Raw genomic sequence first — 14,844 nt, forward strand, 5'->3', positions numbered from 1 at the left:
AAAATGGACTAGACAGTCTAGTTTTATTAAATTAGACTTCCCAGTCTAGTTAACATGTAATTAGCATTATGCTTACTTCAAATTAATCTAACTGCAGTGTTAACCCGTTTTCATTGATATCGATATGAGCCGTAATATCAGCTGCATGACGAAAAGGATCAGTAACATGACTGCACCACACGCACATAACTTAACTAAACGAGCAATGAATATTGGTTCAGGTCTATTACTAGGATTAGCGCTTTTTGGCTGCAGCAAGGCTGAACAAACAGTAACTGAATCTGTTCACTTACAAACTGTCAGCACTCAAAGCTTGGTTATGTCAGCTCAATATTCACAGCAGCAAACATACACAGGGATTGTTAAAGCCACTAACACTACGGGTATTGGTTTCGAGCTCGCAGGTAAACTCAATAGCATCCTAGTTGACAGCGGTGATGAAGTTAAACAAGGCCAAGTGCTAGCCACTTTAGATATCAGTTTATTACAAGCAGAAGAAAAACAGCTTAAAGCCTCATTACAGCAAACCCAATCAGACATAGATTTAGCACTTAGTAATTTAGAAAGGGTCACTAAGCTGAGCACACAAAATTACGCTTCCGCCCAGCAACTCGATGAAAACCAACAGCGAGTTCAAAATCTCAAAGCTAACAAACTGCGTTTACAAGCCAGTTTGCAAGCGACAGAATTAAAGTTGGAGAAATCATCGCTCATCGCGCCGTTTAACGGCCGGATCAGCAAGCGCCAACACAACTTAGGCGAGGTAGTTGCATTAGGTAGCCCGGTCTTCAAATTAATTGGCGAAGATGCGCCACTGGCCTATATTGGTGTCCCTGTTCAAGTCGCCCAAAGCCTAAAGCAACATCAACAAGTCAGTATTACCGTGGGTGACCAAGCAATTTTAGGCTCTATTGCTGGAATAAGCGCCGAAGTTGATGCCATCACTCGAACTGTGCAACTGAGAATTCAACTTCCCAATACCACTGACATTATCAATGGTGAAATTGCATACCTGAACTACGAACAACCGATACAAACAGCAGGCTTTTGGATACCTATTTCTGCGTTAACTGACGGCGTTAGAGGGTTATGGAATGTGTATGTGGTCACAAAAGATGAGCAAGGAAGTCATACTATCGGCTTGCGTGATGTTGAAATCATCTACACTAACGATGCCCAAGCTTATGTGAATGGCGCAATTACAGAAGGCGACCATATTATCACTGCTGGGCTGCATAAACTGGTTGCAGGTCAAACCGTATCAGTGACCGAGCAGTTAGCTACGGAGGCATTATGATTAAAGCCTTCCTTGAAAATGGCCGACTAACAAGCCTAGTTATCGCCTTACTGATTGTTGCTGGCTTAGGCGCTATTTCTAGCCTGCCAAGAACTGAAGACCCGCATATTACTAACCGTTTTGCATCTGTGATTACACACTATCCTGGCGCTTCAGCTGAGCGTGTTGAAGCATTAGTCACGGAAGTATTAGAACAAGAACTAAGACGCTTAGAAGAGCTCAAACTTGTGCAATCGACCTCTCGCCCCGGCATTTCGGTTATTCAACTTGAGCTTAAAGATACCATCATAGATACCGAACCAGTTTGGTCACGAGCGCGAGACTTAATTGCTGACTCACGTCATTTACTACCAGCTTCGGCGCAAAATGGCATTTTGGATGATCAAGTTGGTTATGCCAACACGGCTATTTTAGGCGTAGTATGGAATGATGAATCTCCTGTTAAAGCTGACGTATTAAACCGCTATGCCATTGAGTTACAAAGTAAACTCAGAGCACTTAATGGCACAGACTTTGTTAAATTGTATGGTTCACCGGAAGAAGAAATACTGGTCGAATTAGATGGCCACAAAATCAGCCAACTACAGTTAACCCCAGCAACCATTGCTCAATCTTTAACCCAAGCTGACAGTAAAATTTCGGCTGGTGAAATCAATAACGACCATTTTAGGGCATTAGTTGAAGTCTCTGGCGAGCTAGATTCACAAAGCCGAGTAAGACAAGTGCCTTTAAAAATAGATGAAAACGGTCAGATTATTCGTTTAGGTGATGTTGCCACTATTCAACGTCAAACCAAAACGCCCGCAAGCAGCATTGCACTTATCGACAGCCAGCAAGGTGTGCTTGTAGCCGTTCGCATGGTTGATGATAGTCGGGTCGATATATGGCAACAAAAAGTCCAAACGGTTATCGAGCAATTTGCCACTCACCTACCTAGCAACATAGAAGTGCAATGGTTGTTTGATCAACAAGGCTATACTAGCGTGAGGTTGGGTGACTTGCTCATAAACCTATTACAAGGCTTTGTGTTAATTGTAATGGTGTTATTACTCACCCTTGGGCTACGTAATGCGCTAATCGTGGCACTTTCATTACCTTTAACAGCCCTATTTACCCTCGCCTGTATGAAATATACTGGCTTACCTATTCATCAAATGTCAGTCACAGGTCTTGTGGTCGCCTTAGGGATCATGGTCGATAACGCCATTGTCATTGTCGATGCGATTGCACAAAAACGTCGTGATGGCATGAGTAAACTGCAAGCAGTACAACAAACGATTCATCACCTTTGGTTACCTTTAGCAGGCTCAACCATTACCACCATGTTGGCTTTTGCCCCAATCGTATTAATGCCAGGTGCCGCCGGTGAGTTTGTTGGTGGCATCGCTATTTCAGTCATGTTTGCACTGTTAGGATCTTACTTAATCTCTCACACAGTTATTGCAGGTTTAGCTGGACGCTTTTCTGTCAGTGAAAAAAGCAGTTGGTATCAACATGGACTCGCATTCCCTCGATTGAGTAAAGCCTTTACTGCGAGCTTGCATTTTGCGTTAACTCGCCCGTTACTTACCGCATTAGCTGTGGGCTTTCTGCCAGTCGCTGGATTTATTGCCGCAGGTAAAATGACCGAGCAGTTTTTCCCGCCCTCAGATAGAGATATGTTCCAAATCGAGGTTCACCTAGCGGCTCATGTGAGTATTAACAATACCCTGCAACAGGTCAAAAATATCGACAATGAGCTGCAAGCTATCGATGACATCATCGAAGTGACTTGGGTTGTGGGCGGCAATACACCTTCATTTTATTACAACCTCACACAGCGCCAACAAGGGTCAACCAACTACGCGCAAGCCATGGTAAAAGTCACCGATTTTGAAGCAGCTAATCGACTCATTTTGTCGCTGCAACAACAGTTTGATAAGCAATACCCGCAAGCTCAAATCTTAGTCAGGAAACTTGAACAAGGACCGCCATTTAATGCGCCTGTTGAAGTGATGGTTTATGGACCTTCATTAGACAAACTAAAACAAATTGGCGATGAAGTTCGACGCATATTAATGGATACGCCAGATGTACTTCATACTCGCGCCACACTCAGCCCGAGCACACCAAAGGTATGGCTACAAGTTAACGAAGACGCAAGCTTACTCAGCGGTTTAAGCCTGAGTGACATTGCTAATCAAATACAAATGGCCACAACTGGCGTGACAGGTGGCAGCATATTAGAACGTACTGAATCCTTACCGATCCGCGTTCGTTTAGGGGACGAAAGCCGCCAACAAGCAAATCGCTTAGCCGACCTTAACTTGGTATCGCCAACTGGGAGCGGCATTCCGTTGTCGGCGTTATCTGAAAATCAGATCAATGTGAGCCGCAGTGCCATCCCAAGGCGTAACGGCGAAAGAGTCAATATTATTGAAGCCTACATCACCAGCGGTGTATTACCGGCAAAAGTGCTTTCTCAAGTACAAGATGATTTGGCCAAGGTGCAACTACCTGCGGGATATCATATTGAGATTGGTGGCGAGAGTGCCAAGCGCGATGAAGCTGTCGGTAACTTGTTATCCAATATTGTTGTGGTTGTCACCCTGCTGTTAACCACGGTCGTGTTGTCGTTTAATTCATTCAGACTCACTGGCATTATTTTACTTAGCGCGGTGCAATCTGCTGGACTAGGATTATTAGCTGTATATGTTTTCGGCTACCCATTCGGTTTCACCGTCATCATTGGCTTACTCGGATTAATGGGGCTGGCAATTAATGCTGCCATTGTTATTTTGGCAGAGCTTGAACAACACCCTGCGACACGGGAGAAAAACTTTGATTTAGTGGTCACTGTTGTAAACCGTTGTGGGCGACATATCGGCTCGACAACTATCACAACTATTGGCGGCTTCTTACCACTCATTTTAGCTGGCGGTGGTTTCTGGCCACCATTTGCCATTGCTATTGCGGGCGGAACGCTGTTAACGACTATGCTGTCATTAATTTGGGTGCCAACCATGTATATTTTATTTATGAAGCCCAAAAAAATTAACGCTCCAGAACCTGAAAGTATTACCGCTTAAACTCGGTGGTAACTTGCTATTCCACATAAAATACAGTGCCAATAATGGCATTGTATTTTATGTCACTTTTCAGCCATTTATTTAGCTAAAAGTGACTCTCATCAAGTTCACTTAGCCCAAATTCATTTACATTAACTAAGCCCCTTAGTAATGGAACTTGGTGATGAAAAATAATTATAAATATTGGCCCTTATCTCAGCAAATAGGCAGCTTGGCACTGGTGCTTTCCATCATTGTATTTAGTTTAATGTCTTATTTCTCGTACACCACTTCAAGCAGTGTGCTCACAGAAAAAGCCATGGAATCAATGGATGAGCAAATGCGCAGTAACGCTGACTTCATTGATTTGCAATACAATAGCATGATGCAACTTGCTAGACGTAATGCAGACATTTTGAAAGTAATGTATCCAGGTAAGTTTTTCCTCGATGGCAGAAAAGTAAAAGTACTAGGTGTCACCTCCCCTGCGCTAATGCATGAACATGAACAAATTAATTCATCACGCAGTAAAGTTGATCGGTTTTCAAAATTAACCGGCGGTGTGGCGACTGTCTTTGTTCGCGATGAGAACGACTTTACTCGGGTATCAACTTCACTGACTAAAGCAGATGGCAAACGTGCCATGGGAACCAACTTAGGCGTTAATCATCCGGGGTATCAACAACTGATAAACGGTCAAGAGTATGAGGGTTATGCTCGGCTATTTGGCAAAGATTACATGACTGTTTACCGACCGATTTTTGATGATGCCAGACAAGTAATTGGCATTATGTTTATTGGTTTTGATATTAGCAACGCAATTAGCCAAATTCAGGAAACCATCAAAAACTTAAATATCGCGCAAAGTGGTTATTTTGTGATTATGCGCAACAGCGATTCACACATCATGGCTCATCCCAAAATAGAAAAAGACAGCGAATTTAATCCGCAATTGCTTAATGGGCTGAGTAAAGAGCAAGCGCTAAGGTTGCACACTCATTTTGAATATACCTCATTAGATAACCAACAAATGACCAGTTACAGCGTACCAGTTCCCGGCTGGAGTTGGACTTTAATTGGTTTTGCAAAATTAGATGAGCTAAACAGCGGAAGCATGATGTTACTGCGGACGATTATCATCATAGCTGTTATTGGTATTGCATTGATCTCCATCTTGCTATACCTCGCGATTAATAAAACCACTCGGCCGCTTGAGACGTTACAAAAACAATTTGCCAACTTAGGCGAGGGAGATTTATCACAAACTTTTAATTCGGTTAACGCTAATAGTCGCAATGAAGTCGACCTGATAACCCATAGTGCTTCCAACATGGCTCAAAATTTAAAAACCTTGATCCAATCAATGCATGGCTCAGTAGCAGAACTGGAAACTCAGGCAAGTCATGGCCAACAACTGGCAGAGCAAAATGGTCAACAAGCACAATCATTACTGGCACAAACAGAGCAAATTGCCACAGCGATTGAACAAATGACAGCTTCGATTAAAGAAGTGGCCACCAGTGCAAATCATGGTGCAGATCAAAGCCAACAAGTTGATGATGCATCTCAAGAAGGTAACCAGCAACTGACTAAGGTTGTAAGTGACCTAGAATCATTAAGCCAACAACTTAATCAATCACAACTCAATATTGAAACGGTGACCAAAGAAAGCGAAGCCATTAGCAAGGTAACTGAAGTCATTAACGGTATTGCAGAACAAACTAACCTACTGGCACTAAACGCGGCAATTGAAGCAGCTAGAGCAGGTGAACAAGGCCGGGGCTTTGCCGTAGTGGCTGACGAAGTACGCTCGTTAGCACAGCGAACGCAACAATCTATCAGTGAAATTGGCGCAACGATTACAACATTGCAATCGCAAGTAAAACTCACAGCTAATCAAATGAGTCATTGCCAACACTTAGGCCAAGCATCTGCCGACAATGGTCAACAGGTAAATCAGCAGTTGACTCAAATTAGTGGAAGTATTCAAGAGCTAGCGTTATTTAACAGTAATATTGCCAGTGCAACCGAACAGCAAAGTTCTGTGGCTAATGATGTATCACAAAACTTGCACACCATTTCTAACTTAGCGAAAAACAGTGATGAACGCGCAGAACAAGGGCTGAATGCTTCAGCTGAACTAACTCAAATGGCTAAGGAGATTAAAAGCCAGATCTCAGTATTTAAGTTCTGATTGTGACTAATAATATTTAAGTTCTGATTGTGGCTAATAGTACTTAATCAATACTTGGCCTTGAAATACCATTTCAAGGCCTTTTTTATACTTATCAACTCTACTTACCAAGTAAAACCAAGGCGTCATGATTTCACTATTAATCAGTTACTCACCTTTAATTTACAAGACTAGTAGCAAACATATGCTCAAAACCAACCGCTCATTCAGTTAAGAATGAATTACCAAAGTGACCAGTTGTCTTAAGTTTTGATTGAGGGAAAATGCTACATTGCAGATCAAATAAACTAATCCACCATGACACGTGCCGATGAAGAGCGTTTAATTAAACTTTTCTCTGATTTAGGAAACGTGTATGTCCTTTATGAAGAACAACTTGAACCTTGCCCTATCGAAAGTTACCCCCTCAAGCAGTACAAACCACTAGATAAACAATATCTATTCGATAATTTTATCGCAGCTATAATCGAGGAAAGAGAAGGCACGGTTTATAACCGAACTGGTAAGCCCCTAATTTCTTAGACACTTAACTGTTTCTCAAAGTACTGTTTTTCAATTGCGTTAGCAAGTACGAGATTTTGTTTTAATCAGTTGAACAAACACACATCAACTCTGATAGAAACAGTTTGGGGCACAAACCTACTAGCCGTTATCGTTTGCTGGCACGCCTCAGAATAAAACTCTCAAGATAAACAAAGTTTTACCTCACCAAACCACTAAAAGCTAAAAACAAAAAATCCCCTCATCACAACGTAATGAGGGGATTGTTTAACGAACTAACAGATTAGTCTTCTTTAATTCTGTCCATGTTCTCAGTGTTTTCAAGCCATAGAGCATTAATAATGCCGAATGAACAGGCTAACAGAACACCTAAAATCCAAGCGAAATACCACATGAAATGCTCCTTAATTAATAAAGTGATGCTTTGTTCTTTTCAATGTAGTCACGGTTTAAGCGACCAAACATCTTGAAGTAAGTCCAAATCGTGTAACTCAGTACAATTGGTACAAAGATAATTGCAGCTATAGTCATCACCTGTAGGGTCATTTGACTCGCTGTGGCATCCCACATTGTTAAGCTGATATTTGGCTCAAGTGATGAAGGCATCACGAATGGGAACATTGCTGCGCCACACGTTAAGATCACACCAGCCATTGCTAATGAGCTAAACAAGAATGCAAAACCGCTACGGTTAAACTTACTGGCAACAACAGCAAGTAATGGCATTGCCAAACCAATCACAGGGAAAAGCATGGTCAATGGATACTTGTCATAGTTAGCTAACCAAGCACCAGATTCAATCGCAACAGTCTTTAATGCTGGATTTGATGGGCCAGCTGTATCAATTGCAGAGGTAATGACATAGCCATCAATACCATTTGCTAACCAAACCCCAGCGATACCAAATAGAGCAGCAAGAGCAACACCAGCAACTTGGGCAGCTTTTGCACAGCGAACTCTTAACTCGCCTTCCGTCTTCATTTGTAACCAAGCGGCACCTTGTAGCATCACCATTGACACAGCGACTAAGCCAGCTAATAGTCCAAATGGATTAAGTAGACCCAGTAAACCACCATGGTAAGTTGCACGTAAATACTCATCAAAGTTGAATGGTACGCCTTGTAATAGGTTACCAAATGCAACACCGATAATGAGTGGAGGCACAAAACCACCAACGAACAACGCCCAATCCCATGACTTACGCCATCTTGGATCTTCAATCTTAGAACGATAATCGAATCCAACAGGGCGAAGGAACAAGGCAAACAATACCAACATCATCGCGACATAAAAGCCTGAGAAAGATACTGCATACACTGTTGGCCACGCGGCGAATAACGCACCACCAGCAGTAATTAACCAAACCTGGTTACCATCCCAATGCGGCGCAATCGAGTTAATCATAATGCGACGCTCAGTGTCATCTTTACCTACAATAGGCAATAACGCACCAACACCCATATCGAAGCCATCAGTGACTGCAAAACCAATCAGCAGCACACCAATTAAGGCCCACCAGATAAATCTTAAAACTTCATAATCAAACATAATTAGGCCCTCTGATTACGCATCTTGGTTTTCAAAGTGATAACGCCCTGTCTTTAAGCTACTTGGGCCTAAACGCGCGTACTTAAACATTAAGAACATTTCAATCACTAATAATACGGCATAGAACAAGGTGATTGAGATGATACTGAACCAGAGATCTGAAACCGTTAAGCTTGAGGCAGACATATGCGTCGGTAACACTTCTGAAATGGTCCATGGTTGACGACCGTATTCAGCAACGAACCAACCACACTCAATGGCAATCCAAGGAAGCGGTAATGAGTATAGAGCAGCTTTAAGTACCCACTTCTTCTCTGCAATCTTATGACGCGTGCTCTGCCAAAATGCTGCAGCGAATACAAATAGCATAATTACGCCACATGCAACCATGATCCTGAATGACCAGAATAGTGGGGCAACGTTTGGAATTGAATCTTTAGCAGCGGCCTTAATTTGTTCTTCTGTCGCATCAACTACGTTTTCTGTATAACGCTTAAGCAATAAACCATAACCTAAGTCGCCTTTGGCTAGTTCAAATGCTTCACGTACTTCAGGCGCATCATTACCTGACTTAATTTGTTCAAGTAGAGAGTATGCAATCATACCGTTACGGATACGGATTTCATGCTCGTCAATTAAGTCTATAATGCCTGTCACTTGCTCATCTAAAGAACGTGTTGCGATAATCCCCATAACAAAAGGGATCTTAATCGCAAAGTCAGTTTCCATTTTTTCTTGATTCGGGAAACCGAACGCAGTAAACGCTGCTGGCGCTGGCTCAGTATGCCATTCAGCTTCAATTGCTGCTAACTTAACGCGTTGAACTTCACCAACTTCATAACCTGATTCATCACCGAGTACCATTACAGATAGAATTGCAGCCATACCGAAGCTGGCACCAATGGCGAATGAACGACGTGCAAAAGGCAAATCACGACCTTTTAGGATGTAGTATGAGCTGATAGCTAAGACGAACATAGCACCTGCTACATAACCCGAAGCGACGGTATGAACAAACTTAACTTGTGCAACAGGGTTGAAAATCACCTCTGCAAAGCTGGTCATTTCCATACGCATGGTTTCATAATTGAATACCGCCCCAACAGGGTTTTGCATCCAACCATTTGCAACAAGAATCCAAAGCGCTGACATATTAGAACCAAGCGCAACTAACCAAGTTACGGCCAAATGCTGACGCTTACTAAAACGGTCCCAACCGAAGAAGAACATACCAACAAGCGTAGACTCTAAGAAGAACGCCATTAGGCCTTCAATAGCGAGCGGAGCACCAAAAATATCACCCACGTAATGCGAGAAATATGACCAGTTAGTACCAAACTGGAATTCCATCGCCAAACCGGTTGTGACACCTAGTGCAAAGTTAATACCGAATAATTTACCCCAAAACTTGGTCATGTCTTTATATATTTGCTTATCAGTCATCACATACAGTGACTCCATGATGGCTAATATAAATGCCAAGCCTAGCGTTAATGGAACAAATATAAAGTGATACATGGCTGTCAGCGCAAATTGCAAACGCGATAGCTCAACGACCTCTTCAATAATCATTGGCGACTCCTTACTTCAGTACGACCAAATTTATTTATGACTTCCTAAAAGACAATGTTTGCAGTTTAGGTTCCCTAGACAACTCACCCAATAAAACGTAGCAACTCAGAAATCGCTTGAAAGCCTATTTGTTAATATTTTGTATTAACCAGTTAATTTCTCGTGCTACGCTTCGTTTTTTAAAATTCCTTCACCAGGCAGCAAACTTAGATGAAGGTCACGCTTTATTGAAAACTGTGACTTGCAATGCGCAACCTTAACTTAACAAGATTACTATATCCTTGAAAATCATAAGCTTAACAACTTACAATTCCTCATCAGACCTTAAGTTTATACCACTGCAATTTGATTCAAATCAATTGAATAAAGCGGTTTAAGTGGGTTTTGAGGGGAGGCGCAAATTACAATAATAGAGGTATTGAGATAGGCGAATATCTATGCTAGGGATTTTTTTACAAATTTTCAATAACCACCAACAAACACCAAAAACCACACAAACTCTTCCGCCAAGCAAGATTTAACACAAATTAACAATTCTCTTCATTATTTATGCGAATGACAACAGCTACAACGAACATATGCAAACGCATGTAATACAACATTAAAAACAAGTGAGCGGTTAACTAAACAACTAAAACACCATTGATTCAGATTAGAATAACTAATCAAATAAATTCATTTTTATCGTTTGTCAGCTTATAGACTGGCACGTATCATATGCCTTAAGTTAAGTAGACGTATGCAGTCAATGCCAGGGAGTCGTTCGCTTAACCAACTAATGACTGTTTTACTGACGAGATAATGAAATGACCAAATTAATGCAAAACCTAGCGAACCTATACAAGCGTGCATTTTCCGAGATGTATAGAGCAAGAGAGCTTTAAATAGCAATTGCGACCAGCAAAAAGAAAGGGCCACTTCAATTTGAAGTGGCCCTTCTTAGTTTGTATCTGTTTACACAAGCCTATTCTTCAGTTAGGGCAAGCTTCACAGCATGTTGTGAGTGAATCCTAGCCGTATTCAATAGAGGTATTCCAATATCAGATTGATTAACCAGCAAACCAATTTCGGTACAGCCTAAAATCACAGCTTCAGCACCTGATTCTGATAAATGGCTAATTATCCTAAGGTAGTCAGCTTTAGACTCTGCTTGAACTTTCCCTAAACAGAGTTCTTGATAAATAACTTGATGTACCCGGAGTCTGTCAGCTTCATCTGGCACAATAACGTCAATACCAAATTTATCCTTTAACCTTGCTTTATAAAAATCCTGCTCCATTGTGAATGCAGTGCCTAGTAAGCCAACTTTACTCACTCCAAGCTTTAACACTTCAGCACCAGTGGCATCAGCGATATGTAATAACGGAATAGACACTGATGCTGCAACTTCGTCTGCCACCTTGTGCATCGTATTGGTACATATTACTAAAAAATCTGCACCCGCAGCTTCTACATTTTTTGCGGCTTGGCTTAGTATCTTTGCAGTGGCTTGCCAATCACCTTGATGTTGCAATGCTTCAATAGGTGCAAAATCAACGCTATACATTGCAATTTGGGCTGAATGTAACCCACCTAAAGCCTGGTTAACCTCATTATTTATAGCCTTATAATAATCCTGAGTGCTTTCCCAGCTCATGCCACCCAATAATCCTATGGTTTTCATTGTTAAGCCCTATTCAACCTGCGTGGTATTATCTTAACTAAAAAAATGACAAAAAAAACACCGCTAATTAGAGCGGTGTTATTCATAATGATTTAGTTGTATTGAAGTCTACTTAGCATGCAAACGAATAATTAATTCTGCCTCAGCTTTAGGTAACTCACATTCTTGCATGAGCTCATCTATACCTGCACCCAACTCAACCATCTTAAGGGCTCTAGAGTAGAGTTTTGCCTGTGGATCTTGTTGGCTAGCCTCTTCAATGACTTCCGATTGTTTAATCAGTTTCTTTTCTAATTCAACAATCCTGCGCCCCATGCCAATGGTGCCACTGCGTAATTCATTTAGTTCTCGTTTTACCGTTTCACGCTGTTTGTCAGACTGCTTAACCAGTACAGTTAGCGCTTCTACCTTTGTCGATAATTTAGTGATTCTTTTAAATAAGAAAATTACTAAAATAAGGCTGACTATGACACAAGCCAGCGCGGCAATTAATAACTCATCACCCATTAACACTTCCTATAAAAACCAAGCAAAGCCGACATGAAAACTGGCTATTATGGATGAAAATCTTACTAAATATGAGACAACTCTGCCCACTCTTCATCAGAGAGTAACTTATCTAGATCAACCAAGATCAATAGTTCATCATCACGATTACTCACACCTTGAATAAACTTAGCGCTTTCTTCAGTACCAACATTTGGAGCATTATCGATTTCTGAACGGCGTAGATATACAACTTCTGCCACACTGTCTACAAGAATACCTATCACTTGCTTTTCAGCTTCGATTATTACAATACGTGTGGAATCATCTACTTCAGACGAAGGTAAGCCAAAACGTGAACGGGTATCAATTACCGTCACAACGTTACCACGTAAGTTTATGATACCTAGCACATAATGCGGCGCACCTGGGACAGGTGCAATTTCGGTATAACGCAAGACTTCTTGCACTTGCATTACATTGATACCGTAAGTTTCATTATCTAATTTAAATGTTACCCACTGTAGCACTGCGTCATCATTACCCGCAGCAACAGCTGCAACACTTCTAGAATCACTCATAGTCAACCTCTGTCAATCGTATCCTGACAACCTAAACCTGCTTCCAGCATTTCAATTAATGCTTTGACATGTAATATCCCACACATTTGTTCTTTTACCACGCCGGCAAGCCATGGGCGCTTTCCGGGCTTCTCACGCCAATTCACGTGAGATTTATCAATTTTTACTGCATTGACCAAAGACTCACAGGTCAGTCCCCACTCGCTGTCTTCTAACATGACAATATATTGATAATCCAAAGTTTCTGCCAGTTCTGGGGTATATTTTTCTGGCATTACCCAAGCACAAGAATCGACAACATTAATTTGCCCATCTCGATGAGGCTGAACCCCCATAAACCACTTCGGACGACCAATGATATTATTAATTCGTTCCCTTTTAACTATGCCGCCCAAACTTACTAAAGGAACGGCTAGCGTCAAGCCCGCAACGTTAAAAAACAATACTTGGAATTCATCATCTAAGACATCTTTTAAATTATATACCACCTCTGGTGGCATACCATCTTTACCTACTTGAGTCTGGGCAACATTTTGCTGTTCACTATTAATAATAGCTTCTTTTGCCGGTTCAAGTGCGCTTGGTACTAATTTAATATCGGCTAAGGAGTTGATTTCTTTATCAACTACCTCAGCTTTCTGCACTACTTGTTGAGCTTTTGGTGCAGGCTTTTCTAAAATGGCTTGACGTACTTTAGCTGCACTAGCTTTAATCTGCTGTTCTGTCGCTAGGGTTTCTGGTTTAACCTTTGTCTCAACAGTCCCAACTGTGGGTTTAGACACTGCTGAGAGTAACTTTTCAAGCGCTTGCTTATCAACAGGCTTCTCGACTGTGGGTTGTGCAAATGATGCATTAGGCGTTGCCCTAGCCACCTGCGGTTGAGCTTTTGGATACTCGTCAGGTGTTGAAACCTTCAAAGGATCACGGTTAGTTTGATTCGGCTGCCGAGTCTCAACAGTCTTATTAATCAAAGCGGCTGCTACTTCATCTAAAGGCTGAGTTTGATTCGTCGTGGCTGAAGATTTTTTAGTGTAAACCTTGTTAGACTTCTCAGCTGCCAAAGGCGCTGGATCAGGCTGCTTATTTTCCTTCAGCTCTGCCGTAGCGTCTGTTGCAGGTTCTTGCAACAGCATAGCAAAATAATCAAAAACAGTTTCATCAACCGATTTTGACATGTGAGAACTCCTGAGAAAGCAGATAATCAAGCAGACGATTATACGCCTTTACGCCACGGCTACGTGAAGAATAATGAGATGCTGGTAAATGGGCGAGACTTGCATCACGAAATTTAGTATCTACCGGTATGACATCAGGCCAGAGTGTTTTGGCATATTTATCCTGTAAATAAGCTAATGCTATAGGCGATGCTTTAGTTCGTTTATCAAACATAGTCGGTAAAATACTAAAGCTATATTTGGTCTTTTTCGAACGACCCATCAGATCCATCGTTTTAATCATACGATCGAGTCCTTTAATCGCCAGAAACTCCGTTTGTACCGGAATGATAATATGCTGACTGGCTGCTAAAGCATTAACCATTAATACACCTAATACCGGTGGGCAATCAATAATCGCCACGTCATACTCATCTTTTAGTAAATTGAGTAAATTACGCAATACCAACCCCATACCTTCTTGATGACCTAACGCTCTATCAAGCGTGGCTAATGCCATAGTCGCTGGCATAATATCTAAGCCTTCAACTTGTGTAGGTAGAATATGTTGTTTTACAAACTCAGTGGTTAGTGATTGGTGCTTAACGAAAACATCGTACAATGAACCAGGTATTTCTTCTGAATCAATACCTAGATAATAGCCAAGTGATGCGTGGGGATCAGTATCAATCATGAGTACACGTTGCCCACGCTTAACTAAAGCCCCCGCAAGGCTGGCCACTGTAGTCGTTTTACCTACACCACCCTTTTGATTTGCTATTGTCCATACTTTCAAAGCTG

The 14,844-nt window shown here is 41.6% G+C and carries 11 protein-coding genes; 3 read left to right on the plus strand and 8 right to left on the minus strand.

The annotated features are described in order from the left end of the window. Nucleotides 1-205 precede the first annotated feature (205 nt). From ACHUGF_RS00705 to ACHUGF_RS00715, 3 genes are all read left to right on the plus strand, one after another. Nucleotides 206-1,297, plus strand: a complete 1,092-nt coding sequence (locus ACHUGF_RS00705) for an efflux RND transporter periplasmic adaptor subunit (RefSeq protein WP_394129127.1) — start codon at nucleotides 206-208, stop codon at nucleotides 1,295-1,297. Next, complete coding sequence (locus tag ACHUGF_RS00710; RefSeq protein WP_394128850.1) at nucleotides 1,294-4,365, plus strand: efflux RND transporter permease subunit; 3,072 nt, start codon at nucleotides 1,294-1,296, stop codon at nucleotides 4,363-4,365. The genes ACHUGF_RS00705 and ACHUGF_RS00710 overlap by 4 nt, the downstream gene beginning before the upstream one ends. Before the next feature lie 163 nt (nucleotides 4,366-4,528). Next, complete coding sequence (locus tag ACHUGF_RS00715) at nucleotides 4,529-6,538, plus strand: methyl-accepting chemotaxis protein (protein WP_394128851.1); 2,010 nt, start codon at nucleotides 4,529-4,531, stop codon at nucleotides 6,536-6,538. A gap of 784 nt (nucleotides 6,539-7,322) precedes the next feature. Here ACHUGF_RS00715 and cydX read toward each other — a convergent pair. From cydX to ACHUGF_RS00755, 8 genes are all read right to left on the minus strand, one after another. Then, nucleotides 7,323-7,433 carry a cytochrome bd-I oxidase subunit CydX gene (gene cydX / locus ACHUGF_RS00720; RefSeq protein WP_394128852.1) on the minus strand — a complete coding sequence of 37 codons (111 nt, stop codon included), beginning with the start codon at nucleotides 7,431-7,433 and terminating at the stop codon, nucleotides 7,323-7,325. A 14-nt stretch (nucleotides 7,434-7,447) separates the two neighbouring features. Beyond that, nucleotides 7,448-8,587 carry a cytochrome d ubiquinol oxidase subunit II gene (gene cydB, locus ACHUGF_RS00725; RefSeq protein ID WP_394128853.1) on the minus strand — a complete coding sequence of 380 codons (1,140 nt, stop codon included), beginning with the start codon at nucleotides 8,585-8,587 and terminating at the stop codon, nucleotides 7,448-7,450. A 15-nt stretch (nucleotides 8,588-8,602) separates the two neighbouring features. Continuing rightward, on the minus strand, nucleotides 8,603-10,159 hold the full coding sequence (locus tag ACHUGF_RS00730) for a cytochrome ubiquinol oxidase subunit I (RefSeq protein WP_394128854.1): 1,557 nt from the start codon (nucleotides 10,157-10,159) through the stop codon (nucleotides 8,603-8,605). A gap of 964 nt (nucleotides 10,160-11,123) precedes the next feature. After that, nucleotides 11,124-11,822, minus strand: a complete 699-nt coding sequence (locus ACHUGF_RS00735; protein WP_394128855.1) for an aspartate/glutamate racemase family protein — start codon at nucleotides 11,820-11,822, stop codon at nucleotides 11,124-11,126. A gap of 108 nt (nucleotides 11,823-11,930) precedes the next feature. After that, nucleotides 11,931-12,329: a DUF2802 domain-containing protein gene (locus ACHUGF_RS00740; protein ID WP_394128856.1), complete on the minus strand. Its 399-nt coding sequence runs from the start codon at nucleotides 12,327-12,329 to the stop codon at nucleotides 11,931-11,933. Nucleotides 12,330-12,394: 65 nt separating this feature from the next. After that, entirely contained in the window at nucleotides 12,395-12,889 is a 495-nt protein-coding gene (locus ACHUGF_RS00745; RefSeq protein ID WP_394128857.1) for a chemotaxis protein CheW, read from the minus strand. Nucleotides 12,890-12,891: 2 nt separating this feature from the next. After that, nucleotides 12,892-14,064 carry a chemotaxis protein CheW gene (locus ACHUGF_RS00750; protein WP_394128858.1) on the minus strand — a complete coding sequence of 391 codons (1,173 nt, stop codon included), beginning with the start codon at nucleotides 14,062-14,064 and terminating at the stop codon, nucleotides 12,892-12,894. Continuing rightward, complete coding sequence (locus ACHUGF_RS00755) at nucleotides 14,048-14,839, minus strand: ParA family protein (RefSeq protein WP_394128859.1); 792 nt, start codon at nucleotides 14,837-14,839, stop codon at nucleotides 14,048-14,050. The genes ACHUGF_RS00750 and ACHUGF_RS00755 overlap by 17 nt, the downstream gene beginning before the upstream one ends. Nucleotides 14,840-14,844 lie beyond the last annotated feature (5 nt).

This window comes from Shewanella maritima (assembly GCF_043643735.1).
In the GTDB taxonomy this organism is placed as follows: domain Bacteria; phylum Pseudomonadota; class Gammaproteobacteria; order Enterobacterales; family Shewanellaceae; genus Shewanella; species Shewanella maritima_A.